Origin of the sequence: Clostridium sp., from assembly GCF_036643715.1 — a bacterium.
In the GTDB taxonomy this organism is placed as follows: domain Bacteria; phylum Bacillota; class Clostridia; order Clostridiales; family Clostridiaceae; genus Clostridium.
In genome coordinates this window covers 1-25,744 of sequence record NZ_JAVXRL010000020.1, presented here as the reverse complement: position 1 = coordinate 25,744, position 25,744 = coordinate 1, and the positions used below count along the sequence as shown (strand labels likewise).

The following is a 25,744-nucleotide window of genomic DNA, read 5'->3' as shown; positions in this document are numbered from 1 at the left end:
TCATCTTGTAATTCCCTCAAGAATAAATCTAAGATTTTAAAAAAATTCTTTCACTTATATTTGCATTTTTTATATAATTATTTTTCTATGTAGTTTTTAACATGTTTAATAACCATATTAATACTTCCGTCACCATTTCTTACAATTTCAAATTTACTTTCATCATTATAAACTTCTTCATCTATATAAAGGTCTATCTCTTTATCTATTTTAAGTCTCACTCTTTTAAGCTTCTTATCTACCCATGTCTTGTCGACTTCTACTTCTTCAGCACCTTGACTCTTAACAAAAGTTCTGAAATTCTCTTTTATATTTCCTTCATTTTTAAATAGCTCTTCTGAAAGTTCATCTATATTTATTACTTCTTCTTCTCTAAGTTTAGCTTTAACTGTACTACGAACTTTTTCTGCTTGGTCAGCATCTTCACTGAAGTTTTCTCTAGTCCAAGCCTCTGCTGCCTTTAAAAAGTTTTTAGTTACATCTCTTTCATTTGCAACTATAGTACATCCTAAGAAATTGTTTATGAAGTAATTTGCTCCATACTCTTCTTCATTTTTACTCTTTCTTTGTTTGTCTAGTACCATAAGGTTGTACTTATCATCTTCTCTTATAGGTTTTATAAAAGCAGCTTTTTGAATCTTTTGTGAGCTTCCTGGAAGTCCTGCTGATTGTGGTACTATTCCTATACCTATTTTGTTTTCAACAAATTCAACTTGGTGTGTAAAGTTTTTTATGTAATCCATTTTAAGTACTGCAATCATTGGTCCTTGATCTGTAACTATTGATGCTACTATAAGGTCACATGATGGTATATTAACATTACCATTCATTATTGCAAACATCTGCATTGCAAGCTCTTTTGATAAGCTTATAAGGTCACTGTCGATTCCATTTAAGTAATCTTGTACAACTTCCTTTACTATACTTCTTCCTGCATTAAACTTCGCATATTTTAATTCTTCATCTTTGAAACATTTTTCTATATGTTTAAATACAAATTTGTATATATCTTCATTTAAATCTAAAGTGTATTCGTTTAGTACCGGCTCACCGCCATTGCTATCTAATATATGTATTACTGCTTCATTTATATTAATATCATTTATATATTCCATAAAATTTCTAATCCTCCCTAATTCATAACATGTTATATTGTATCATAAATGTTCTCTTCCGCAATAGGTGATTCTTCTTATACTTTCTACAGTATAATTTTATTTTTTATATAGTTATAAGTTGTCGTTATTGCATTGTTTTATAATAAATACTTCCTTATTCCAATGTTCCGTTTATGTGTTGGTAGTTTAATTTTCATTTTTCTTGGCTATAATCTAATGAGGTGAATATGCATGAATAATTATAAAAATTGTCCCTTTTGTTCAAGTGAATCATTTATTAAATATGGTCGTTACAAAAAAATTCAAAGATACAAGTGTAAAGTTTGTTGTAGAACATTTTCTGAATGTACTAACTCTATATGGTATAATTCAAAAAAACCTAGTAGTTATTGGTATGACTACTGTAATTTAATGTTCTCAGGTAATAGTATTAGAAAATGTGCAGCTAAATTACATATAAGTATTGATACATCCTTTAAATGGAGACATAAAATCTTAAACAAACTTCCAAACTGCAATAACAATATTTATCTTTATAATTATATTGGCTTAAAACATATTAATTTTAATGAAAGCTTTAAAGGACAGAAAGTACCCCCAGTATCTTTAATTCCAGAACCAAGAAAAAAAGTTTTTCTATCTATTATAGTAAATGAAAAATATATGTCTTTTTCTAAAATAGTTTCTAAAGGCATGCTGTACCAATCTGATTCATATAATTTACTAAAAAATAAAATTAATTTCAATTCTAATATCACTGGTTTTTATGATAGATATTCTCCTGCAATAGCTAAGAGATTAAATAAGGATCTATTTAGATTTAAGGAATGTTCCGCATTAAAAAAGATTAATTTAAAAGATAGTTTATATGGGTTTTCTTCTCTTTTAAAAATATGGCTTGGTATTTTTAGAGGTGTTGCAACTAAATATCTAGATGCCTATTTAGATTGGTTTATTCATGTTTTTGAAGACTCATTTAATAATAAAGTTATGACTTCAAATATTATAAATGCAATATTCTGCTCCTAAATTTTTTAATTATATTTTTAAGAGTATTCTATTTAACTTAATATTGTACAAGCTTATTTTATTAATATTTATGTATTTTTTATTCATTTCACTTTCTCTTTTTTTCTATATTTTTCTTCTTTTTATTAGTTTATTATACATTTTTCTACTTTCTTGAATTTAGCCCATCAACATTAAACTAGAACATTGCAATATAGAGTTTTATTATGAAATACTTCCACATACGCCTCTACATACAAAAAGGAGCACCACCCTAAAGTGCTACTCCTAAATTACACAGATTATATATTATTTATTTGAAATTACTTCCGCAATATTTACTGCATGATCTCCTATTCTTTCTAAGTTACTTATAATATCTAAGAATATTACACTACCATAAGCTGAAGCCTTCTTACCTGAAAGTCTTTTAATATGGTTATTTCTTAATTCTTTTTCCATAGCATCGATAGCAGATTCTAACTTAGCTAATGCTTTGATACCTTCAGCATCCTTATTTTCATATGCATAGAATGCCATTTCAACCACTTCTAATGTTGTATTATACATAATATTTAAATCTTGAGTTTCATCTTCATCATACTCAATTTTGCCATGTATTTTTTCTAAAGCAAGTTCTGCTATATTTTTAGCATGATCTCCAATTCTCTCTAGATCACTTATTACATGGAAGTTTGAAGTTACATCATTATTAACCTCTTCAGAAAGTTCTGCTTGAGATATTTTAACTAAATAATCAGCAATTTCTCTTTCAAGCATATCTATTATATCTTCATCCTTGATAACTTTATCAGCATCTTTTTCAGTATTATTCTTAAATGCCCTCATTGAAAGCTCAAAGTTTTCTTTTGCTTTCTTAGCCATTCTTAAAGTTTCTTTTTCCGCTTGAACTGATGCGATAACTGGTGTTTCAAGTAGTTTATCATCTAAGTATAAAGTACCTTTTTTCTCTACTTTATCTTCACCTGGAAGTATCTTATTTGCTAATACTACTAAAAGGTTAGCAAATGGTAACAGTACTAAAGTAACTGTTATATTAAATATAGTATGAGCATTAGCTACTTGTCTAGCTACACTATCTGGACTCATTGTTTGAACTATATTTACTAACATTCCTATGAATGGAATGAAAATTACAGTTCCAATAATATTAAATAACAGATGAATTATAGCAGCTTTTTTAGCTGTCTTATTTGCACCAACTGCTGCAAGTAATGCAGTAACACATGTTCCTATGTTACATCCAAGTATAATTGGTAATGCAACATTTAATTGAATTGCACCTGCTGTTGCAAGAGCTATAAGTATACCAGTTGTTGCTGATGAACTTTGAACTACAGCAGTCATTACTAGACCTGCTAAAATTCCTAAGAATATATTATTTCCAACTAAAAATACGAATTGTTTAAATATTTCTGAATCCGCAATTGGCTTCATAGCATTTGACATCATTCCCATTCCTAAGAATAGAATACCAAATCCTAATAAAATACCTGCAACGTCTCTTGTCTTCTTCTTTTTAGCAACTAAAGTTACTATAACACCAATTCCTATTACTAGTGGTGCTATTCCTTCTAAATCAAATGATACCATTTGAGCTGTTATTGTTGTACCAACATTAGCTCCCATTATAATTCCAGCAGCTTGAATTAAGTTCATAAGTCCTGCATTAACAAAACTTACTACCATTACTGTAGTTGCACTTGAACTTTGAATTATAGCAGTAACAAATGCACCAACTAAAACTCCTATGAATCTATTACTCGTAACTTTTTCAATAATTGATTTTAATCTTTCACCGGCAGCATTTTCAAGACCATCTCCCATTAACTTCATACCATAAAGGAAAAGACCTAATCCACCAATAAGACCTGAAATAATTGCTAATATATCCACTATTTTCTTCCTCCAACCTTTATATCGTTTTATAAATATTATAAATGTTTAACTTATTTTTAACGTATAATCTAATAATATAACCTTTTATTCATAAAGTTAATAGGTATAACGTTATATTAACTTTCCGTTTACACTTTGTTTCTATTTCGACTCATTTTTTACATAATTCTGTCGTTTATATTTAAAACCTCATCTAATTAATGTAAAATTACTTATATAAACTATATTCAGGAGGCGTAAAATATGGCAAAAGAATTAGAAACAAGAATCGTAAATATTGATGTTGATAAATTAAGAGAAAAACTTAATTCAATTGGTGCTAAAAAAGTAAAATCTGAAAATCAAATAAATGATATATATGATTTTGAAGATGGTAGACTTCTAAAGCATAAAGGTTATGCAAGAATAAGAACTGTAAATGATCTTTTAGAAAATAAAGAAGTAATCTTTATGACAACAAAAAAACTTCTATCTCAAGGTAAATTCAAAGAGATGGAAGAAAACGAAGTGATAGTAAGTGATAAAGTAATGTCTGAAGGAATCTTTAAAGCACTAGGTCTTAAACTTCATCAATCAATAAAAAAATATAGAGAAAGCTATGCAGTGTTAGATGGCTTAGTTGAAATAGATATAAATGATAAAGATTTCTGTCCCTTCCCTTATATAGAAATTGAAACTTCATCTGAAGAAAGCCTTCAAAACATACTAGACTTAATCGGTTATAAAATGGAAGATACAACTTCTAAAACAGTCTATGAACTTGTATCTGAATACAATGAAAAATAATCTATTCAAAAGGGGTGTAAAATATTTTACACCCCTTTTTACTTTATCTAATTAATTCCCAGTCTATTTCACTCTTTTTAAGATCCTTCTCTCTATTACTATGCTCTTTAACTACTTCCTTTTTGTTACTTTCCTCTTTATTATCCTTTGAACTCATACTATAAACCTCCTATGATTCTTGCTTAAGAATAGAATTTAAATCTTCTTCTGCTGTACTTATTGGTTTTATATCAAAATTGTCAACTAGATACTGAAGCACATTAGGACTTATAAATGCTGGAAGTGATGGTCCTAAATATATTCCTTTAACACCTAATGATAATAACGCAAGTAAGTCTGCAACAGCTTTCTGTTCATACCATGACAACACAATAGCCAATGGCAAGCCATTTATATCCGTTTCAAACGCATCTGCAAGTGCTGTTGCAATTCTAACTGCTGAGTAGGCATCATTACACTGTCCAACATCTAGTAATCTTGGTATACCATTTATGTCACCAAAATCTAATTTATTAAATCTATACTTTCCACAAGCTAAAGTTAAAATCACACAGTCCTTTGGAACCTTTTCTGCAAATTCTGTATAATAATTTCTTCCAGGTCTTGCACCGTCACATCCACCAATTAAAAAGAAGTGTCTTATGTCACCACTCTTAACAAAATTTATTATATCTTCTGCATGTGAAAGTGTTGCATTACGTCCAAATCCAACTGTAATTTCTTTTATTTCATCATCTTCCTTATACCCACCAAGCTCTATAGCTTTATTTATAACTTCAGTAAAGTCTTTCATCCCACCCTCTTTAGTACCTATATGCTTAATACCTTCCCATCCAACAACATTCGTTGAATAAATTCTATCTTTATAACTTTCCCTAGGTCGCATAAGGCAATTAGTTGTCATTATTATGCACCCATTAATATTATCAAATTCTTTTTGTTGATTTTGCCATGCACTCCCAAAGTTACCTGCAAGATGAGTATACTTATTAAGCTCTGGATAGCCGTGTGCCGGAAGCATCTCTCCATGAGTATAAATATTTACCCCAGTGCCTTCAGTCTGTTCTAGGAGCATTTTTAAATCTTTTAAGTCATGCCCTGATATAATTATAAATGGGCCCTTTTTCATATTCACATTCACTTTTTTCGGTGATGGATGTTTATACGATTCTGTATTAGCTTCATCTAAAACTTTCATAACCATAACGCTAATATCTCCAGCTTTCATAGTCATTCTTATTAATTCTTCAACAGATAAGCTATCATTTGTAGTACACTCTAATGCACTAAAGTAAAAGTTATCTACTTCATCTGAAAAATAATTTAGGAATCTTGCCTGATGACCATAAGCACTTATTCCTTTCAATCCATATATTATCGTTTGTCTTAATGAGCGAATATCTTCATCTAAATCCTCATCATACATAATAGATGCTATCTTTGCATCCTTTATCATCTCTTCTTTAGTACTACTTAGCTTATATGTGCACTGTTCCTTATCTATTACATCACCGTATTTTTCTTCAAGTTCTTCTTTTATTAACTGTGATTTTTTAAGTAATTCAACATGAACTTCTTCATCAAAATTAACATTAGTTAAAGTGGTAAATAAACTATCTTCAACAAATTTAACTACATCTTTATTTATACTGTCGCCTTTTTTCATTAAACCTTTAGCATAAATACTAATCCCCTTAAGCTCATATATAAGTAAGTCTTGAAGTGCTGCAATTTCTGGTGTTTTTCCACATACCCCAATTTTTGTACACCCTTTACCACCAAAAGTTTGCTCACACTGATAACAGAACATTAAATTATCCAAAATAGAAAAACTCCCTTCACGATCATAATTAGATACAAAATATCTTATAATTATGTTTCACAAAAGAAGTTTTAATATACCTTTTTTAAATTATCAATTAATTATCTAAACTAAAATAACCTTAGGCAAAAGCCTAAGGTTATTACTTTTAAAGTCCTTCTGAGTCTAATTCTTGTTTTGTTGCCATTATTACAAATGGTAAGTAAATACATATTGAAACTGCTAAACAAATTAATGCTGTAACTGCTCCCATAATTGAGTTAGTTGAAATTGCAGCCCCTATAATTGGTGGAGTTGTCCATGTTGCCATGTAAGCTACTCTTGGAACAAATCCAATTGATGTTAAGAAGTATGCAATTGATGCTGATACTAGTGGTGCTAGCATAAATGGTATAAAGTAGATTGGATTTAATACAAGTGGCATACCATAAATCATTGGCTCATTTATATTAAATAATCCTGGTGCTGTACTTAATTTAGTAATCATCATTTGTTGTTTACTTCTTCTACCTGCTATATATATAGCTATTATTAAAGCAATAGTTGTACCTGAACCACCTAGATTTACATATGAATCTAGGAATTGGCTGTTAAAGATGTATTGAGGTTGTGCACCTGACTTAACAGCTAACATGTTCATTTCAAGTAATGGTAATAATACTGCATTTATTACTGGTGCTAATATGTTTGAACCATGTAGTCCAAAGAACCATAGTAATTGTTGTATTAAAATTAATACTATCATACCCCAGAAGCTACCTATAACTCCTTGAAGTGGACTTTGTATTGCATTGTATACTGTATCAAATATATTGTCTATTCCGATTCCAAGTAATATAAATTTAACTGCTCCTGCAATTATTAATACTAATATTGAAGGTATTAATGCAGCAAATGATTTTGATACTGCAGGTGGTACTCCATCTGGCATCTTAATTACTAATCTAGGATTACCAATAAGTTTAACAAATATTTCTGTAGCTATAAGTGCTACTATAATTGCAACAAATAATCCTTTTGCTCCCATAGCATCTACTGAGTATGCAGATCCTGCATCTCCAGCTAAAGCTGTTTGAGGATATAACATCATAAATGATGCTAGTGAAATAACAGCTGCTGCCATTCCATCTTTATCATAGCTCTTAGCTAAATGATATGAGATAGTACAAACAACAAGGATTGACATAAATCCAAAGGAAACATTCCAAATTGCTCCTCCGAAATCCTTCCAGTTTGCTGGTAAAATACTATTCATAAAGTTTTGATAAGGTTCCCAACCTAAGTTATTAATTAATACAGCAAATGCTCCTGCCATAATTAGTGGCATGATAGTTACAAAACCGTCACGAATAGCAACTAAGTGTCTTTGAGCCCCTATTTTAGCCGCAACAGGTATAAAGTGTGCTTCCATCCAGTCCATAAATTTTTTCATTTGACTTTCCTCCCATGCTATTTAATTTGCCATACTATTTCTAAAATATAATTTTCATATTTATAATTTCATTTATAAATAATATGACATATTTTCATTTGTGTTTTTATATTTCCTTACACTATTACTTATAGCAATTTGCATGCCAAGTTTTAGTTAATTTATTATTTTTTTATACTTATTCGTAAACCCTTACATTTACACAGTTTACACGCAAAATATTTTTCCACTATTCGACACAATAACTGTGTAATCGTATTTACACAGTTTACACTGTATGTTTTTTCTGTGTAAAATATCCTTTTTATTTAAATTTACACAGAAAAAGATTGAGGACTCATATTATGAATCCTCAATCTTTTATAATTTTTCTCTTCTAGATGTAGCCTTCTTTAAATATTCTTTAAGCACTAAAGAATCCTCATTTAATATAGATTGTTTAACTTTTAAAAGTTCTTCTTCAAAATTATTAATACATTTTAAAAGATTTTCTTTATTTCCTAGGAAAAGTTCACTCCAAAGATCTTCATTAATATTTGCAATACGAGTTAAGTCTCTATAACTATCACCAATAAAATCCCCAGTATTTCGTCCTTCTTTATCACTATTTATAAGTGAAACTGCAAGTACGTGAGGCAGTTGACTTGTAAATGCTATCATTTCATCATGATATTTAGGACTTATTCTCTTAACTTTCTTAAATCCTAGAGTGTAAGCTAAACTTTCTATAAGAACTATATTATTTTCCTTGTTAATCTTAGTTTCTGTAATTATATAATTAGCTCCTTTAAAAACTTCATCTGATGCAAAGTCTATTCCCTTTTTTTCTCTCCCAGCCATAGGATGTCCAAAAACAAAATCAACATTACTCGGTATTATGCTTAATATATCTTCAATAAACATTTCTTTAATACCTGTTGCATCAGTAATTACAGCTCCATCTTTAAAATTACCTCTATTATTAAATATAAAATTCTTAAGTAGCTTAGGATATATTGAAATTATAACCAAATCAGATGACTTCAATATTTCTTCACCATCTAAATACCCTTTCTTTATTATCCCAATATCCTCAGCTTTCTTAATTGTATTTATATCATTGTCTATACCATAAACATCTGTGTAACCATTTTTCTTAAGTGCCATCCCAAAGGATCCACCTATAACACCAAGACCAACAATAGTAATTCTCATAAACCCAAATAACCCCCTATTAAATTTTAAAGAGTTTTCCCCTCAAACTCACAAATTGCTTTAACTTTATCCATAAGCTTTTCAAAACTTTCTTCTTTAATTGACTGCTGTCCATCACTTAATGCATTCTTTGGATCGTTATGAACTTCTATCATAAGTCCATCTGCACCAGCCATAATAGCTGCCTTTGCAAGTGGTTCTACTAAGTACCAATATCCTGCTGCATGACTTGGATCTACAATAACAGGAAGGTGACTTAGCTTTTTAATAACTGGAATTGCACTTAAATCCAAAGTATTTCTTGTGTAAGTTTCAAATGTTCTAATACCTCTTTCACAAAGAATTACATTTTCATTGCCTCCAGCCATAATATATTCAGCTGACATAAGCCATTCTTCAATTGTTGCAGATAACCCTCTCTTTAATAAAATAGGAGTTTTTGTCTTACCTACTTGTTTTAAAAGATCAAAGTTTTGCATATTTCTTGCTCCGATTTGTATAACATCAACATTCTCTACAAAATCATCAATATAATCAGTTGACATAAGCTCAGTTACAATAGGTAACCCTGTTACTTCCTTAGCCTTCTTTAATAATTCTAGTCCATCTAGTTCTAACCCTTGGAAACTATAAGGAGAGGTTCTTGGTTTGAATGCTCCCCCTCTTAAAAAGTTAGCTCCTGATTTTTTAACTGACTTTGCAATTTGTATAATTTGTTCTTCACTTTCAACTGAACAAGGACCAGCCATTACCCCGATATGTCCTCCTCCAATTTTATTTCCTAAAACATCTACTATAGTATCATCTGGTTTGAATAATCTATTAGCTTTTTTAAAAGGTTCATCAACCTTTACTACTTTAGAAACTCCATCAAATCTAAGTAATTTATTCGAGTCAAGTACTGAAGCATCTCCTACCACACCAATAATAATATGGGATTCTCCCATTGAAAGATTAGTTTTAAGTCCTAATCCCTCTATAATACAGCTAACCTTTCTAATTTCATCCTCGTTAGCCTTTGGATCCATAACAATAATCATAAAATTTCCTCCAAAATAATTTCTCTATTTGTTTGTTTAACACCCACAATACTTCATATCCTACATTATTAACTCTTTTGTTTACTACTTAACTCCCTTTATTAGCGCATCCATAGCTAAAATATAACCATGTGCACCAAAGCCTGATATCTGTCCTATACAAGCTGGTGCTGTAACTGAAATTTTTCTAAATTCTTCTCTAGCGTGAATATTTGATAAATGCACTTCTACAGTATTTATAGAAACTCCCTTTATTGCATCATGTATTGCATAACTATAATGAGTATAGGCTCCAGGATTTATTATAATACCATCAAAATTTTCAAAATAAGCCTTTTGAATAGTATCTATTATTTCCCCTTCTGTGTTACTTTGGAAAAAAGTAATATTTAAATTTCTCTTTTCCCCTTCTTCTTTAATGTATTTTATAACATCTTCAAAATTACTCGTACCATAAACATTCTTTTCTCTTACACCAAGCATATTTAAGTTTGGTCCATTAATAACCATAATCTTCATATACAATTACTCCTTAATCTTACCTTTTAAAAGAAGCTTACATAAATCAATAGCCTCCCTTAAAAATCCTTCATTGATTACTTCTACATGGCAAGAATTCCTGTACTTATAAATTCTCTCACTATAAAGTTTATAAAGTCTTTCTTTACCACCATTTAATAGAGGTCTTTTTGAGATATCTACATCAGTTAATATTTTTTCTATTGGTCTATTTATAAATACAATAACACCAATATCTTTTAAAATATCCATATTGATATCTCTTTTAACTACTCCACCACCTGTTGAAATTACACACCTCTTCTTTAACGAGAGCTCCCTGCATGCTTTTGTTTCAAGGTCTCTAAAATCATCTTCTGATTTATCAAAAATCTCTTTTATAGACATATTTGAAGTCTCTTCAATGTAATCATCCATATCGTAAAAATTATAATTAAGTTCCCTTGCAAGTACTTTTCCTATTGTTGTTTTACCACAACCTGGCATACCAATTAGTATAATTTTATCTCTCTTTTCCATACATGCTCCTTATTTATAAGAACTAAAATTTCTTACTAAGATTATTATATATATCTATTATAACCTTTTTATCAATACTTCTTCCCTGCCAAATTTCTTCCGAACAAATAGCTTGAACAACAAGCATCATAAGTCCCCCACATGTATTCTTTTTAAGTTCTTTACCATACTTTAAAAACTCGGTTTCCATAGGATTGTATATAAGATCTACTACGCTATTATAATTACTTATAATATCTTTTCCAACTGGTGATTCTGTAACTCTAGGATACATACCAACAGGAGTGGCATTAATTATTACTTCACCATCAACATTTTTAAGTTTATCATAAGTTATATATTTAACTATTTCATCATTAAAATCATTTTCTTTAACGTTTCTACTAACTAATAAAACTTCAGAAGCACCCATATCTAAAATACAAGCTAATACAGCTTTACTTGCACCACCAGTTCCAAGAATAACTACTCTCTTATCTTTAATTTTAATATTTTTATCTAATAACATATATTTAAAACCATAGTAGTCTGTATTATATCCTATTAATTTACCACATTTATTAAAGATGGTATTAACAGCACCAATTTTTTTAGCTTCCTCTGATATTTCATCTAATGACTCCATAACAATTTCCTTATAAGGAATAGTTACATTTACTCCTCTAATACTTAAAGTTTTTAATGCATTACTTAAATTATTTATATTACTTTTTTCTATTTCAAATAATTTATAAGCACAATTAACATTAAGACCTTTAAATATTTCTTCATGTATTTCTGGTGATAAAGAGTGTGATAATTTCTCTCCGACAAGTCCAAAAAACTCCATTATCTCACTTCCATTCTCTTTTTATACCATCCTAAAAGCCTAAAATATTCGCTACTACATTTAATAAATTCAATAGCTTTCTTCTCTTCATCATTTTGAATACTACCTTCAAAATCTACATATAAAAAATATTTCCATCTTTCGCCTTTAGTTGGTCTTGATTCTATTCTTATCATATTTATATCATTTTCTCCAAAATATTTCAGAAGCTTATATAAAGTTCCTGGCTTATCTTCAAGAGAAAATACTATACTTACTTTATCTGCTAACTCTTCTTTTAAAAGTTCTCTACCTATTACGATAAATCTTGTGCAGTTGTTTTTATTATTACTTATATTTCGTTTTATAATTTCAAGATTGTAAATACAAGAAGCTCTTTCACTTGCAATCGCAGCCTTTTCTATACTATTAAGTTCACTAACAAGTTTTGCACTTGTTGCAGTATTATGAAATGGAATTAATCTTAAATTCTCAAATCCCTTTAAAAATTCAGTACTTTGACTAAATCCTTGAGGATGAGAATATACTTCCTTAATCGTATCTAAAGTGGCATTCTTTGGAGCCATAAGATGTTCCTCAACTTTAATACTCTCTTCACCAACTATATAAAATCCATACTTAATTAAAAGATCATGAACTTCGTTAATTCCACCAGTTGATGAATTCTCAACTGGAAGTATTCCATAATTTATTTTCCCATCTTTTAAAGCTTTAAATACATCTTCAAATTCTTCAAAGAAAATCCTCTTATTATCTTCACCAAAATGTTTTAAAAGTGCTTCTTCACTAAAAGATCCTGGCACTCCTTGAAACCCTATAATATCTTCAGTTAAAACTTTAAGTTCCTTAACTTCATTATCATTATTAGATTCATCACTTAACTTTCTACTTTGAAGTTCTCTTGAAACTTCCATCATTCCATTAAAAAACTTTCTAATCTCTAAACTATAATCTTTGTTATTAAGTCTTTCAATATTTTTAGTAATAACTTCTTCTTCTCTTCCTTTATGAAATATAGGTAAATTGTTTTCTTTCTTATACTTTGCTACATTTAAAACTACGTTCATTCTCTCTTCAAAAAGTCTAGTTATCTCTTTATCTATATTATCGATTTCTTTTCTATAGCCTTCTAAAGCATCCATTAATTATTTTCTTCCTTTCAAAAGTTCTAAAATCCCAATAGCTGCACAAGCCTCAATAACCGGAACAGCTCTTTGCACTATACAAGGATCATGTCTTCCTTCTATTTGAAGGTCACAGTTTGTCTTATCACTTATATTTATTGTTTGCTGAACCTTTAAAATTGAAGCAGTTGGTTTAATTACAACTCTAAATATTATTGGCATACCATTTGTTATTCCACCTAGTATTCCACCATTATTATTTGTACGAGTTTTAACTTCATCTCCTTCATAGTAGAATTCATCATTTGCATTAGAACCTTTAAGGTTTGCAATATTAAATCCTTCTCCAAATTCAACACCTTTAACAGCAGGAACTGAGAACAATAAATGTGATAATGTTGACTCAACAGAATCAAAGAAAGGATCACCAATACCAGGCATAGCATTTACTATAGCACATTCTATTATTCCACCAACAGAATCGCCATCTTTCTTTGCTCTTAATATTTCCTCTTTCATACTATCTTCTAAATATTCATTTAATAAAGGTAGTACTCTCTTTGGAAGTTCTTCTATTAAATCCTCATCTATTTCTAAAGGATTAAAAAATTCATCCTTTATGTTACCAATCTGCTTAATGTGAGATACAATTTTGATTCCATAACTTTCAAGAACTTGCTTGCATAAAGCTCCTCCAAATACTAGTGGTGCTGTAATTCTTCCTGAAAAATGTCCACCACCTCTATAATCATTAAATCCATCATATCTTATATTACCTGTATAATCTGCATGACCAGGTCTCATTAAATCTTTAAGTTTACTATAATCTTTTGACTTCTTATCACTATTTTTAATAATTCCACAAAGAGGTGTACCACTCGTTTTACCATTAAATAATCCACTTAGGATTTCTACATTATCTCCCTCTTTTCTAGCTGTTGATAATGAATTTCTACCTGGTGCTCTTCTTTCCATTTCAATATTAATTTTTTCTAAATCAATTGGAAACCCTGATGGAAGTCCATCAATTGTAAGTCCAATTGCAGCTCCATGTGATTCTCCGAATATTGAAAATTTTAAGTTATTTCCAAACATTCCACTCATTTAAAATCTCCTCCTAACATCTTAAAGTCTTTAAAAAAGTGCGGATAAGATTTGCTTATACATTCATAATTTTCTAATATAATTGGCTCTTCACAACGTGTTGCTGCTATTGAGAGCATCATAGCTATTCTATGATCTTTATGACTCCAAACAGTGACCCCGCCTTTTAGCTTATCTACTCCATCTATTATTAATGAATCACCCTCTTCTTTAATAATAGCGCCTAGCTTTGTAAGTTCTTCTCTTATGGCAGATAATCTATCACATTCTTTAATTCTAAGCCTTTTGCAATTAAATATTTCAGTTCTTCCGTTAGAAAGAGATGCTACTACAGAAAGTATTGGAATTATATCTGGGCAACCAGCTGCGTCAATAACAGTTCCTTTAAGATTTAAAGCATTTCCAATTATAGAATCACTTTCTCTATTAAATGAAACTCCCATTCTTTCTAATATTTCTATTACTTCTTTATCTCCTTGAAGAGAATCTTCATCTAAATCATTACATGTAACTTCATTATTTATAGCATCTGCACATAAAAAGAATGCCCCTTGAGAATAATCTCCACATACTTTATATTCTCTACCTATATAATTTTGATTGCCTTTTATAATAAACTCTTTATAACCTTTATTTTCTATATTAACAGAGAAATCTTTCATTGCACTTAAAGTTAAGTCTAAGTAGCCTTTTGACTCTAGTCTTCCTTCTATTATTATTTTAGAATCTCCATTTAATAATGGTAATGAAAGCATAAGTCCTGTTATAAACTGCGAACTTACATCACCTCTAACTTTAAAAGTTCCAGGTGATAAAATACCTTCAGTTACTAAATCTAAAGTTTCTTCTTTATAAGAATATTTTATCCCTTGTTTTTCAAATATATCATAATAAATATTAAGAGGTCTTTTTCCTAAATTACCTTTACCTATAAATCTATTTTTTCCTTCGAATAATAGAGCTATAGGAACGAGAAATCTAAGTGTTGATCCTGATTCATTACAATCTATTAATCTATTATAACTTCTTGATTCATTTGAAGCTCCAATAATTTCTAGAGAGTTATTATTAATAGTAATAACTGCACCTAATGATCTCATCCCATTTATCGTTGCTATAATATCATCAGATAAATCAATATTATTAATAATACTAGTACCTTTAGCTAATGATGCACATATTACTGCTCTGTGTGCCATACTCTTTGATGGCGGAATATTAACTTCGCCTTTAAGTTTTTTGTTGTATATCTTTAGACTTCCCATTTATTTCACCTCTTCTCTATTTAAAAAATTCAACTGTTGTATTATATATTTCTGCATTTCCAAGTTCTTTCATTATAATTATCTTAAGAGTACTTCCCATATTCTTCTTATCTAAAGCTATTGTATTTACAATCTCTTCATTATCTTCTAATTTAGCCTCATATGGCAACCCATAAGAAGTTAATATACTTTTAATATTTTCTGAATAATCTATTGGAACTATCCCTTTTTCATAAGAAAGCTTTGATATTAAGTACATACCAATACCAACACACTCCCCATGAGTGTAAGATTTAAATCCATAAAAAGTTTCAATAGCATGACCTAATGTATGACCAAAGTTTAAAACCATTCTCTCACCAAGGTCTTTCTCATCACGCTCTACTATTTCTCTTTTAATATTACAGCAAGTAAATATTATATCATCTATATGCCTCATAACTTCTTCTCTACCTTTTAATGACTTTAAAAGATTAAAAAGATTTTTGTCTCTTATAAGACCATATTTAATTACTTCACCCATGCCATCTTTGAAGAATTTCTCATCTAATGTATTTAAAACACTAGGATCTATTAATACTCCTTTTGGTTGATAAAAGCTTCCAACTAGATTTTTACCTCTTTCTAAATCAACCGCAACTTTTCCTCCAACACTGCTGTCTACTTGTGCTAAAAGTGAAGTTGGAATTTGATAAAAAGCTACTCCTCTTAAAAATGTTGATGCTACAAACCCTCCAAGGTCTCCAACAACTCCACCACCTAAAGTTATAATTAAGTCTTTTCTAGTTAACTTGAAATCTAAAAGTTTATTATAAATGTCTTCTAACGAATGAAAAGACTTACTCTCCTCACCTGGTTTAATTGCTATTTTAAAAACTTTAAAGTTATTATCTATAAGAGATTTCTTAACGATATCTCCATAATACTTATCAACATTTTCATCTGTAATAATAAATACTTTTTCACAATTAAAAATTTCTTTAATGTATTTCCCTACATTATTGATACTTCCTTTTTCTATATCTATATTATAAGAATTTTCTCCTAAATCTACTAAAAGTCTCTTCATACTGTACCGCCTTTTTAAAAATCTATATTTATAACTATTAATTATAATACTCTTCCTACTGCCTTTGCAATTGGTTTTAAGTCTTCAACTAACTGATTATATAGATCTGGCTTAATTGATTGAGCTCCATCACATAATGCTTTCTCTGGATTATTGTGAACTTCTATTATTAATCCATCAGCTCCAATTGCTATTGCAGCTTTTGATAATGGCTCAACCATCCACCATTTGCCTGTAGCGTGACTCGGGTCAACAACAACAGGAAGATGACTTAATTTCTTAATTGCAGGTATCGCACTTAAGTCTAAAGTGTTTCTTGTGTAAGTTTCAAAAGTTCTAATTCCTCTTTCACAAAGAATTACATTTTCATTACCTTCTGCCATAATGTATTCAGCACTCATTAAAAGCTCCTCAATAGTCGCTGATAATCCTCTCTTTAAAAGAATTGGTTTTCTAGTCATTCCAAGTTCTTTTAAAAGATCAAAGTTTTGCATGTTTCTTGCCCCAACTTGAATAAGATCTACTTCATCATTGAAAAGTTCCACATCATAAGGTGACATTATTTCAGTTACTATCGGAAGACCTGTCTTTTCCCTTGCAAGCTTTAAAAGAGTCAATCCATCATATTTAAGTCCTTGAAAACTATACGGAGATGTTCTTGGTTTGAACGCTCCCCCTCTTAAAAGACCTGCACCTGATTCTTTCACACTTTCAGCTATTTCAAGTATTTGATTCTCACTTTCTACAGAGCAAGGTCCTGCTATCATTGCTATTTTTTCACCACCAATTTTAACTCCATTAACATCAACTATACTAGCATCTGGATGGAACATTCTATTAGCTTTCTTAAATGGTTCTTGTACATGCATTACTCTTATAACATTTGAGTTTGCCTCAATTTGAGTTGGATCTAATGCACTTGTATCCCCAACAAGTCCAAGTATGCTAAGATCTGTTCCTATAACAGGGTTTACTAACACCCCTTGTGCTTCTAACTCTTTAGTTAGTTTTTTTATTTCTTCCTGTTTTGTTTTTGGTTGTAGTATTACTATCATTTATAAGCCCCCTTTAAAATAACATTAATAAATTTAACTTATTATACCATATAATCAATAATATAGGTTTAATTGTAATAAATTAATTGTATTATGGTTATTTTCTTAATAATATGCTAATTTTGACCTTTTCCAACAAAAAAGGATTGATTTTTTTATGGATGTTTATGTAATTCATTTCTTTTAGCTTAGTTAGATTTTCATACTAATTATTTCTTCTTATATGAATGTTGCATTTGTGTGTTGTTAGTTTAAATATCATTTTTATTGTCTATAATCTAATGAGGTGAATATTAATGAATAATTATAAAAAATGTCCTTTTTGTTCTAATGACTATTTTATAAAATATGGACGTTACAAAAAAATTCAAAGATACAAATGTAAAAATTGTAGTAGAACTTTTTCAGATTCCACAACTTCTATATGGTACAACTCTAAAAAAACATCAAAAACTTGGTATGACTACTGTTTCCTTATGTTTTCTGGCAATAGTATACGTGCATGCGCTTCCAAATTAAACTTAAGTATAAACACTTCGTTCAAGTGGAGACATAAAATATTAAATAAGCTCCCTAACTGCAATGAAAATATCTTTCTTTATAATTACATCGGTCTAAAGCATATAAATTTCAGAGAAAGTTTTAAAGGTCAGAAAGTACCTCCAGTATCATTAGCTCCAGAACCTAGAAAAAAGGTTTTCGTTTCTATTGCAGTAAATGATAATTGTATGTCTTTTTCTAAAATAGTATCTAAAGGAATGCTTTTTCAACCTATTTCTTATTCCTTACTAAAAAACAAAGTTACTTTCAATTCAAATATTATTGGGTTTTCTGATAGATATGCACCCGCCATTGCTAGTAGGTTAAATATAGATCTTAGAAGATTTAAAGAATGTCCTAAGCTAAAAAAAATAAATTTAAAAGATTTTTTATATGCTTTCTCTTCTCTATTAAAAGTATGGCTTGGTGCCTTTAAGGGAGTAGCTACTAAGTACTTAGATGCTTATTTAGATTGGTTTATTCACGTATTTGAAAAATCTTTTAAAAATAAAGTTATGACTTCAAATATTATTAATGCTCTATTCTGCTCATAATTTTTTTCATTTTTCTTTTCTATTTTATTATTATAGCAACAATTTTGTACAAGCTTATCCTATTTATAATTATGTATTTTTTATTCATTTTGCATTAAACTTTTTTCTACATTTTCCTATCTTTTATTTCAACATTCTTCATTTTTATACATTGTAACTTTTCTATTACCAACAGTCACGTATAACATTCCAATATAGTTATTTTATACACACCTCACACCCTACATACAAAATAAAATTAGCCGCAGCTCACAACATACATCTAAAATAAAAAAAGTACAGCTCTAACACTGATTTCTCAATCAGCCTTAAAGCCATACCTCTTCCATTTATAATATTGGTGATACGAGTCTCACAAGAGATTCCACTATACGAACCCTCTTTGGCCTAGACTCAAACATCTCCATTGTAACTTCTACTGAACCATCTAAATCATTTCTAAAATCCTCTTCACATTCCTTAGCCTTACCTTCATCGAATATAAAGGCATTAACTTCAAAATTGAGACTAAAGCTTCTTATATCCATATTTGCAGTACCAATAGACACAACTGAACTATCAACAACTATAGTCTTTGCATGAACAAAACCCCTTCTATAATAATATACACGTACTCCTGATGTAAATAATTCTCCTAAATATGAATCCGCAGCCCACTTCATAAACATATGATCAGGCTTGCCAGGAATCAATAGCCTAACATCAACTCCTGATAACGCCGCAATTCTTATAGCTTCAAGAATTGGTGCATCAGGAACAAAATACGGTGATGTAATAAATACATTTTGTTTTGCATTATTAATTAATTTAATATACGCATTTTTAATATACTCTTCATTATGATCTGGTCCACTTGTAATTATTTGAACTCCAACATCTCCACCCTTAAATTCTTCCTTAGGTAAAAAGGTGCTAAAGTCCTCTAACTCTTCTCTAGCTGCATAGCACCAATCTAAAAGAAATCTTTCATTTAAATCATTAACTGCCATACCCCTTATTCTAATATGAGTATCTCTCCAAAATCCTATTTTTTTATCTCTATTTACATACTCATCTCCAACATTAAAACCACCAACGTATCCATACTCACCGTCAATTACAACAATCTTTCTATGATTTCTAAAATTAATACGAGTATTTATATGAGGAAGTAGTCCTGGGAAGAATATCGCAAATCTTCCTCCAAGTTCTAGGAATCTCTTAAGCTTCTTTTTAGTAATTGTATAAGATCCCATACTATCAACTAAAAGTCTTACCTCAACACCTTCAGCAAGTTTTTCTTCAAGTGCATCAACAATATCCTTTCCTATACCATCTTTTCTGAATATATAATATTCCATATGGATATATTCCTTAGCGTTTTTTATATCCTCTAAAAGTTTTTTAAACTTATCTTCCCCATTAACGAATATATCAACATCATTCCCAATTGTGTACCTAGCGCCACAATTATTGTAATTCATCCTTCTTAAGTCTTTGAATTGTTCGCCACCATCATGACCACTATCACCTAATACTTTATTTAATTCTTTCTTTTTATTAACATCCTTAATTCTTTTTTCAGTAAATAATTTCTGTCTGCTAAAGTTTTGCCCTATTAATACATAAATCAAAAATCCTATACCTGGTAACAATGCAAATATTAAAAGCCATGCCCATGTTGTTGTAGGATCCTTTCTCTCAATAAATATTAAAGAGAATGCAAAAGCTGCATTTAGAATTAATAGTATAATACCTATTGCTATTACTACATTCATTATTTTCTCCAATCTATTGTTTCTATTTTAAACTTGATTCTTAATCTTTCTAATGTTTATAATTATATCCTGTTTTAAAATTTCTATCAATAAATGTATAATTTTATTAATCTTCTTTATCAATTGTTAACAAAATATAAGGCATGATAAATATCATGCCTTATATTTGTATATTCTATGATAATTTAACTATAGTTATTCTAGTTAAACAGAAGGTTACCGGACACTTACTTCCATTTACAAGTTCAATTTCTATTTCTTCATCGCATTTATTACATACAATCGCAGTGCTTGCTAAGTTAATTAAATCTCCACATTTATCAAGCTCACCAGCTGCTACACTGTATACAACTCCATTTACTCTTAATTCTAACGATGCTATTCCAACATTCTCTCCACTTGCAGATGATGAGAAATTAATTAAATAATGACCTTCTTCATCTAAAACTACAATTTCTTCTCCTTCGCTGTGATATATAGAGTCACCACATACAATTATATTCTCCAATAAAGGTATTGCTTCGTTGCTACCAATACATCTACACTTTTCAGATACTATATATGCAGATTCATTAGACTTACAATTGCACTCTCCAGGATCACCTTTTGGTCCAATCGGGCCCTCCGGTCCTCTTAATCCCATCGGTCCCCTAGGTCCCATTTCTCCACGTTCGCCTTCTGGTCCCATCGGTCCTTCTGGCCCTTTAGGTCCTTCTTTTCCTTCTGGTCCCATCGGTCCCATTGGACCTCTTTCTCCAGATTCACCTTGCATACCTTCTGGCCCTTCTAGTCCTCTTGGTCCTTGTGGTCCCTCTGGACCTATAGGCCCAATCAATCCCATTTCACCTCTTGGTCCATCCGGACCTTCTGGTCCTCTTGGCCCCTCTGGTCCTCTTTCTCCTCTATCACCTTTTGATCCAGTTTGTCCTTTTGGTCCAGCATCTCCAGTAGTACCTTTTGGACCTACCTGTCCTGGATCTCCTTTAGGACCTGTAACTCCTTGGATACCTCTTGGTCCCTCTGGGCCAACTTCTCCTGCCGGTCCTTGTTGTCCCATGACTCCCATAATACCTCTAGGTCCTTGTATTCCTATAGGTCCTTGATCTCCTTTCGGTCCTTGTTCTCCTGGATCTCCCTTTGGTCCTGTTGGTCCTATCGGCCCTCTAGATCCTGTCATTCCTTGTGGTCCAACTGGTCCTTGGATTCCTCTTGGGCCTTCTTTTCCTTCCGGTCCAGTTATTCCATCTTCGCCTTGTATCCCTTGTGGTCCTTGAACTCCCCTTGGTCCTTCCGGTCCTGTTGCTCCAGTTGGTCCTACACAACCTTTTGGTCCTTGTATACCTTGAGGACCCTCTTTACCTTGAGGCCCTTCTGGTCCTTCTAATCCTTCTACACCTTGAATTCCCCTAGTTCCCATTGGTCCTTGAACTCCAGTTGCCCCTATTGGTCCTTCTTCACCTTTTGGCCCCTGTGGTCCTGTTGGTCCTATTGGTCCTTCAGCGCCAGTTGGTCCTATATCACCCTTTACTCCAGTTGCTCCCTTAGAACCTGTAGCTCCCTGTGGTCCTTGTGATCCATCTGGTCCTTCACCACCCATAACACCTTGTATTCCTGGTATTCCTTGAATACCAGTTGGTCCTATCGGTCCTTCAGTTCCTGAAAAACCTCTTGGTCCTTGTGGTCCCGTTTCTCCAGTTGGCCCTATAAAACCTCTTGGTCCAATATCACCTTTAGGTCCTCCTTTTCCTTCTGGTCCTTCTTTTCCTTCTGGTCCTTCTATACCTTGTGGTCCTCTTAACCCAATTGGGCCCATCGGTCCTTGAATACCAGGTGGTCCTTCTGGACCTTCTGGTCCATCATTTCCTTCTATTCCTCTTGGACCTTCTTTTCCTCTTGGTCCTTCTTTTCCTTCTGGTCCTATACAACCTCTTGGTCCCATTTCTCCTCTTGGTCCTTCAGGTCCTCTTGGTCCTGGAGGCCCTTCTTCGCAAGGACAACAGTCCTCAACATAACATACCTTAAGCACTGCACTATTTCCACCTCTTAAAGATGATAATGCAATACTTCCTACGCTATCTTCAGATGGCGCTATTGTTATTCCATTGTTTTCTATTTGTCCATTAATAAAACCTTTAACAAGTTCAGTTACATCAATAGATACATATCTTCCTTCACAAGCTTTAGAAATTAAAATATTTTTCTTTACCAAACTTGTAAATGGTGCTGTTTTATAAGTTACGTACTCTTCATAAAAAGAATCTAAATTATATAACAAATCAACATATAACCCCTTAGATTCACATGAAACATTAACTTTTTCAACATAAATTCTTATTTCGGCTTCGCTAACTTTGCAGCCACAAACCCATTCTGGTAAATCAAACTTCATTAAAGTCTTTACCAAATCCCCTTCACAATTACAGTCAAAATTCTGCCCTACAAAAAGACGAGACTCTTTACTATAATTTTTATTTGGATATTTAGATGAAACAAAAGTATCTGCTTTGCTATAAACACTTTCGCACCCCAAAAAAATCACCACCCTTGAATAATTACTATAGTATATTCTCAAGGTTCCTACTTTGTTATAAATAATATTTCGCTTATTATTTTTTTACTTTTCCCAGCTTAATAAATATTTTATTTTATCAAGTTTAATACCAAGTTCATCTATTTTAGACTTCAAAAATTCCCTATTATAATTTATTTTATCTTCTGGTGCTGAATTTAAATAAGCTAATTCATTATAGTAATATGCTTTCTCAAATTTCCCTATTAAAGAGTAACAAACACATAATTGTATAGCTGGCACCCATGTTACATACGCTCTATTATTAAATCCACTATTTAATATATCTTCATCAATATTCAATGCTGATTTTAAATGTAGTATAGCTTCATCATACATACCCTTTTCCATAAATGCATTTGAAAGTTCACATAGCATCTCACCATTTGGAGTGTATTTTTTCATACAATCAAAAATAACTGAAATTCTATCATCCGGCAAAGCCTTCACATAACTTAGACTCCGCACAAGATTGCTCGTAGCTCTCTTAACTTCCTCAACCCATATACCTTCTTCACATAAAAATTCCTTATATTTTATTATAGCTTCTTCATAACACTTATTATCATAAAGTTCATTTGCATAATAAAATAAATCTCTACTTGTGAATTTATCTTTATCTAACTCCATTTTTTTAAAAATCATAAGGTTTCTATTCGTATTCTCCTTAACTTTATTGTGATTTACAGATATATCACTATCATATATATTGCCGTAAACACTTAAGTACTCATGAACCTTTCCAATCCATATGAATCCCTTTTGCCTTTTAACTAATCTATTCCTTCTTAATGAATAGGTTGTCTCGTCTTTTTCGTTTCTAATTAAAGAATAATTCATCGTTACAGAATCCACATCACTCTCTAAAGTATTCTTAAGTTCACTTAATTTTTTGGAGTTAGAGTCATCTAAGTAATCATCCCCGTCTAACCATAATTGATATTCCTTTGTTGCTTTACTAAAAGCATAGTTTCTTGCTTTTGCAAAATTATCTTCCCACACAAAATCATATATTTTTGCTCCAAAAGATTTGGCTATTTCTTTAGTATTATCACTTGAACCTGTATCTACTATAACTATTTCATCTACTATTTCACTAACTGATCCTAAACATCTTCCTAATGTTTTTTCTTCATCTTTAACTATCATACATAAACTTATTGTGATCATATATTCCCCTCTAATAACTGTTATATTACAATATATAATTAACTTATATTATTAGTACGTAAAATTTAGTATAAAAAAAATTCCATAGGCTAACCTATGGAATTTGAGTTTACAAACTATCTGTTGTTTCTTTGTTGCTTTCTTGCTCTTCTGCAATCTGGGCATCTTACTGGTTCGTTATCGAATCCTTTTTCTTTGTAGAATTCTTGTTCTCCTTCTGAGAAGATGAATTCCTTACCGCAATCTTTACATTCTATTGTTTTATCCATTCTAATTCCTCCTGTTTAAAGACTTCATTAAAACTTATACTATCTCTAAAAGGAGAAAGTTATAACCTAATCTATCTTTAATCAAATTTTTTGTATTTCTACAAATCCATATTACCAAAATAAAAAAGTGAAATCAAGCGTTTTCATAAATTTTTTTAAACTTTTTTTACCAAATATTTTACCTAATATATAACTAATGCATTTCGTTTACATTTTTATATAAAAAGAAAGGATTGTAGCTTACGCTACAACCCTCTATCTAAAGAAACTACTATCTGTTGTTTCTTTGTTGCTTTCTTGCTCTTCTGCAATCAGGACATCTTACAGGTTCGTTATCGAATCCTTTTTCTTTGTAGAATTCTTGTTCTCCTTCTGAGAAGATGAATTCCTTTTCACAATCTTTACATACTAATGTTTTATCCATTCTATATTCCTCCTGTTTAAAGACTTCATTGAATTTATAAATTCTCTAAATGGAGAAAGTTATAATCTAATTATCTTTAATCAATTTATTTTGTATTGCTACAATATTTATAATAACAGTTATTGTAATAATAAGCAAGTATTTTTTGAAATTTTCAAAATATTTTTTAAATTTAACATAAAAATAAAGGCTGTAGCTTACGCTACAACCTTCTATTTAAAGAAACTACTATCTGTTGTTTCTTTGTTGCTTTCTTGCTCTTCTGCAATCTGGGCATCTTACTGGTTCGTTATCGAATCCTTTTTCTTTGTAGAAAGCTTGTTCTCCTTCTGAGAAGATGAATTCCTTACCGCAATCTTTACATTCTAATGTTTTATCCATTCTAATTCCTCCTGTTTAAAGACCAATTTCAAGTTATAAATTCTCTAAAAGGAGAAAGTTATAATCTAGTTATCTTTAATCAAATTATTTTTTTGTATTACTACAATAGTTATTGTAACATCCATATGAACAATAATCAAGTTTTTTTTATTATAAACTTTAATAAAATTATTAATAAGATTTTAACTTAAATTATATATAAACGTATTTTTTGCAAAATGAAAAGGATGTAGTTTACACTACATCCTTTATTTAAAAGAAACTACTATCTGTTGT

22 protein-coding genes and 1 pseudogene are annotated in these 25,744 nt (G+C 30.6%); 3 read left to right on the top strand and 20 right to left on the bottom strand.

Annotation, left to right across the window (positions count from 1 at the left end; translation table 11 throughout):
• Window positions 1-77: 77 nt before the first annotated feature.
• Window positions 78-1,115, bottom strand: a complete 1,038-nt coding sequence (locus tag RSF37_RS07595) for a nucleoid-associated protein (RefSeq protein WP_332563801.1) — start codon at window positions 1,113-1,115, stop codon at window positions 78-80.
• 234 nt (window positions 1,116-1,349) lie between these two features.
• Here RSF37_RS07595 and RSF37_RS07590 point away from each other — a divergent pair, with 234 nt between their 5' ends.
• The gene (locus tag RSF37_RS07590; RefSeq protein ID WP_332563800.1) at window positions 1,350-2,147 is read left to right on the top strand and encodes a transposase-like zinc-binding domain-containing protein; all 798 of its coding nucleotides are present in this window, start codon (window positions 1,350-1,352) and stop codon (window positions 2,145-2,147) included.
• A gap of 288 nt (window positions 2,148-2,435) precedes the next feature.
• On the opposite strand, the gene RSF37_RS07585 is transcribed toward RSF37_RS07590, so the two are convergent.
• Window positions 2,436-4,043, bottom strand: coding sequence for a Na/Pi cotransporter family protein (locus RSF37_RS07585; protein ID WP_332563799.1), 1,608 nt, complete (start codon window positions 4,041-4,043; stop codon window positions 2,436-2,438).
• Between the two features lie 246 nt (window positions 4,044-4,289).
• On the opposite strand from RSF37_RS07585, the gene RSF37_RS07580 reads away from it, so the two are divergent.
• On the top strand, window positions 4,290-4,832 hold the full coding sequence (locus RSF37_RS07580; RefSeq protein ID WP_332563798.1) for a class IV adenylate cyclase: 543 nt from the start codon (window positions 4,290-4,292) through the stop codon (window positions 4,830-4,832).
• Between the two features lie 169 nt (window positions 4,833-5,001).
• On the opposite strand, the gene hcp is transcribed toward RSF37_RS07580, so the two are convergent.
• From hcp to aroF (RSF37_RS07520), 12 genes and pseudogenes are all read right to left on the bottom strand, one after another.
• Window positions 5,002-6,642: a hydroxylamine reductase gene (gene hcp, locus RSF37_RS07575; RefSeq protein WP_332563828.1), complete on the bottom strand. Its 1,641-nt coding sequence runs from the start codon at window positions 6,640-6,642 to the stop codon at window positions 5,002-5,004.
• A 160-nt stretch (window positions 6,643-6,802) separates the two neighbouring features.
• Window positions 6,803-8,086, bottom strand: a complete 1,284-nt coding sequence (locus RSF37_RS07570) for a PTS sugar transporter subunit IIC (protein WP_332563797.1) — start codon at window positions 8,084-8,086, stop codon at window positions 6,803-6,805.
• A 360-nt stretch (window positions 8,087-8,446) separates the two neighbouring features.
• Window positions 8,447-9,280 carry a prephenate dehydrogenase gene (locus tag RSF37_RS07565; RefSeq protein ID WP_332563796.1) on the bottom strand — a complete coding sequence of 278 codons (834 nt, stop codon included), beginning with the start codon at window positions 9,278-9,280 and terminating at the stop codon, window positions 8,447-8,449.
• Window positions 9,281-9,306: 26 nt separating this feature from the next.
• Window positions 9,307-10,320, bottom strand: a complete 1,014-nt coding sequence (aroF, locus tag RSF37_RS07560) for a 3-deoxy-7-phosphoheptulonate synthase (RefSeq protein ID WP_332563795.1) — start codon at window positions 10,318-10,320, stop codon at window positions 9,307-9,309.
• 84 nt (window positions 10,321-10,404) lie between these two features.
• Window positions 10,405-10,839, bottom strand: a complete 435-nt coding sequence (gene aroQ / locus RSF37_RS07555) for a type II 3-dehydroquinate dehydratase (protein WP_332563794.1) — start codon at window positions 10,837-10,839, stop codon at window positions 10,405-10,407.
• A 6-nt stretch (window positions 10,840-10,845) separates the two neighbouring features.
• Window positions 10,846-11,358: a shikimate kinase gene (locus tag RSF37_RS07550; RefSeq protein ID WP_332563793.1), complete on the bottom strand. Its 513-nt coding sequence runs from the start codon at window positions 11,356-11,358 to the stop codon at window positions 10,846-10,848.
• A 22-nt stretch (window positions 11,359-11,380) separates the two neighbouring features.
• Window positions 11,381-12,187 (bottom strand): shikimate dehydrogenase, encoded by an 807-nt coding sequence (aroE, locus tag RSF37_RS07545; RefSeq protein ID WP_332563792.1) that lies wholly within the window; start codon window positions 12,185-12,187, stop codon window positions 11,381-11,383.
• Entirely contained in the window at window positions 12,187-13,329 is a 1,143-nt protein-coding gene (locus RSF37_RS07540) for a chorismate mutase (protein WP_332563791.1), read from the bottom strand. Before RSF37_RS07540 ends, aroE begins: the two co-directional genes overlap by 1 nt.
• A gap of 3 nt (window positions 13,330-13,332) precedes the next feature.
• Window positions 13,333-14,415, bottom strand: coding sequence for a chorismate synthase (gene aroC / locus RSF37_RS07535; protein ID WP_332563790.1), 1,083 nt, complete (start codon window positions 14,413-14,415; stop codon window positions 13,333-13,335).
• A pseudogene (gene aroA / locus RSF37_RS07530) lies at window positions 14,393-15,680 on the bottom strand (3-phosphoshikimate 1-carboxyvinyltransferase). Before aroA ends, aroC begins: the two are co-directional and overlap by 23 nt.
• Window positions 15,681-15,696: 16 nt before the next feature.
• Window positions 15,697-16,749, bottom strand: coding sequence for a 3-dehydroquinate synthase (gene aroB, locus RSF37_RS07525; RefSeq protein WP_332563789.1), 1,053 nt, complete (start codon window positions 16,747-16,749; stop codon window positions 15,697-15,699).
• 41 nt (window positions 16,750-16,790) lie between these two features.
• The gene (aroF, locus tag RSF37_RS07520; protein ID WP_332563788.1) at window positions 16,791-17,804 is read right to left on the bottom strand and encodes a 3-deoxy-7-phosphoheptulonate synthase; all 1,014 of its coding nucleotides are present in this window, start codon (window positions 17,802-17,804) and stop codon (window positions 16,791-16,793) included.
• Window positions 17,805-18,100: 296 nt separating this feature from the next.
• Here aroF (RSF37_RS07520) and RSF37_RS07515 point away from each other — a divergent pair, with 296 nt between their 5' ends.
• On the top strand, window positions 18,101-18,898 hold the full coding sequence (locus RSF37_RS07515) for an IS1/IS1595 family N-terminal zinc-binding domain-containing protein (RefSeq protein WP_332563787.1): 798 nt from the start codon (window positions 18,101-18,103) through the stop codon (window positions 18,896-18,898).
• Window positions 18,899-19,227: 329 nt separating this feature from the next.
• Here RSF37_RS07515 and cls read toward each other — a convergent pair whose 3' ends face one another.
• The 6 genes from cls to RSF37_RS07485 form a co-directional block, all read right to left on the bottom strand.
• Window positions 19,228-20,655, bottom strand: a complete 1,428-nt coding sequence (gene cls / locus RSF37_RS07510) for a cardiolipin synthase (RefSeq protein WP_332563786.1) — start codon at window positions 20,653-20,655, stop codon at window positions 19,228-19,230.
• Between the two features lie 175 nt (window positions 20,656-20,830).
• Window positions 20,831-23,185: a DNRLRE domain-containing protein gene (locus RSF37_RS07505; RefSeq protein WP_332563785.1), complete on the bottom strand. Its 2,355-nt coding sequence runs from the start codon at window positions 23,183-23,185 to the stop codon at window positions 20,831-20,833.
• Window positions 23,186-23,269: 84 nt separating this feature from the next.
• Window positions 23,270-24,394 (bottom strand): glycosyltransferase, encoded by a 1,125-nt coding sequence (locus RSF37_RS07500; protein ID WP_332563784.1) that lies wholly within the window; start codon window positions 24,392-24,394, stop codon window positions 23,270-23,272.
• Window positions 24,395-24,510: 116 nt separating this feature from the next.
• Window positions 24,511-24,663, bottom strand: coding sequence for a zinc-ribbon domain-containing protein (locus RSF37_RS07495; protein WP_332563783.1), 153 nt, complete (start codon window positions 24,661-24,663; stop codon window positions 24,511-24,513).
• Window positions 24,664-24,934: 271 nt separating this feature from the next.
• Window positions 24,935-25,087: a zinc-ribbon domain-containing protein gene (locus RSF37_RS07490; protein WP_332563782.1), complete on the bottom strand. Its 153-nt coding sequence runs from the start codon at window positions 25,085-25,087 to the stop codon at window positions 24,935-24,937.
• 228 nt (window positions 25,088-25,315) lie between these two features.
• Window positions 25,316-25,468 carry a zinc-ribbon domain-containing protein gene (locus RSF37_RS07485; RefSeq protein WP_332563781.1) on the bottom strand — a complete coding sequence of 51 codons (153 nt, stop codon included), beginning with the start codon at window positions 25,466-25,468 and terminating at the stop codon, window positions 25,316-25,318.
• Window positions 25,469-25,744: the final 276 nt, after the last annotated feature.

Coding starts and splice junctions, on each gene's coding strand:
- RSF37_RS07595 (WP_332563801.1), bottom strand. CDS start 1,115: ATGGAATATATAAATGATATTAATATAAATGAAGCAGTAATACATATA.
- RSF37_RS07590 (WP_332563800.1), top strand. CDS start 1,350: ATGAATAATTATAAAAATTGTCCCTTTTGTTCAAGTGAATCATTTATT.
- RSF37_RS07580 (WP_332563798.1), top strand. CDS start 4,290: ATGGCAAAAGAATTAGAAACAAGAATCGTAAATATTGATGTTGATAAA.
- hcp (WP_332563828.1), bottom strand. CDS start 6,642: ATGTTCTGTTATCAGTGTGAGCAAACTTTTGGTGGTAAAGGGTGTACA.
- RSF37_RS07570 (WP_332563797.1), bottom strand. CDS start 8,086: ATGAAAAAATTTATGGACTGGATGGAAGCACACTTTATACCTGTTGCG.
- RSF37_RS07565 (WP_332563796.1), bottom strand. CDS start 9,280: ATGAGAATTACTATTGTTGGTCTTGGTGTTATAGGTGGATCCTTTGGG.
- aroF (WP_332563795.1), bottom strand. CDS start 10,320: ATGATTATTGTTATGGATCCAAAGGCTAACGAGGATGAAATTAGAAAG.
- aroQ (WP_332563794.1), bottom strand. CDS start 10,839: ATGAAGATTATGGTTATTAATGGACCAAACTTAAATATGCTTGGTGTA.
- RSF37_RS07550 (WP_332563793.1), bottom strand. CDS start 11,358: ATGGAAAAGAGAGATAAAATTATACTAATTGGTATGCCAGGTTGTGGT.
- aroE (WP_332563792.1), bottom strand. CDS start 12,187: ATGGAGTTTTTTGGACTTGTCGGAGAGAAATTATCACACTCTTTATCA.
- RSF37_RS07540 (WP_332563791.1), bottom strand. CDS start 13,329: ATGGATGCTTTAGAAGGCTATAGAAAAGAAATCGATAATATAGATAAA.
- aroC (WP_332563790.1), bottom strand. CDS start 14,415: ATGAGTGGAATGTTTGGAAATAACTTAAAATTTTCAATATTCGGAGAA.
- aroB (WP_332563789.1), bottom strand. CDS start 16,749: ATGAAGAGACTTTTAGTAGATTTAGGAGAAAATTCTTATAATATAGAT.
- aroF (WP_332563788.1), bottom strand. CDS start 17,804: ATGATAGTAATACTACAACCAAAAACAAAACAGGAAGAAATAAAAAAA.
- RSF37_RS07515 (WP_332563787.1), top strand. CDS start 18,101: ATGAATAATTATAAAAAATGTCCTTTTTGTTCTAATGACTATTTTATA.
- cls (WP_332563786.1), bottom strand. CDS start 20,655: ATGAATGTAGTAATAGCAATAGGTATTATACTATTAATTCTAAATGCA.
- RSF37_RS07500 (WP_332563784.1), bottom strand. CDS start 24,394: ATGATCACAATAAGTTTATGTATGATAGTTAAAGATGAAGAAAAAACA.
- RSF37_RS07495 (WP_332563783.1), bottom strand. CDS start 24,663: ATGGATAAAACAATAGAATGTAAAGATTGCGGTAAGGAATTCATCTTC.
- RSF37_RS07490 (WP_332563782.1), bottom strand. CDS start 25,087: ATGGATAAAACATTAGTATGTAAAGATTGTGAAAAGGAATTCATCTTC.
- RSF37_RS07485 (WP_332563781.1), bottom strand. CDS start 25,468: ATGGATAAAACATTAGAATGTAAAGATTGCGGTAAGGAATTCATCTTC.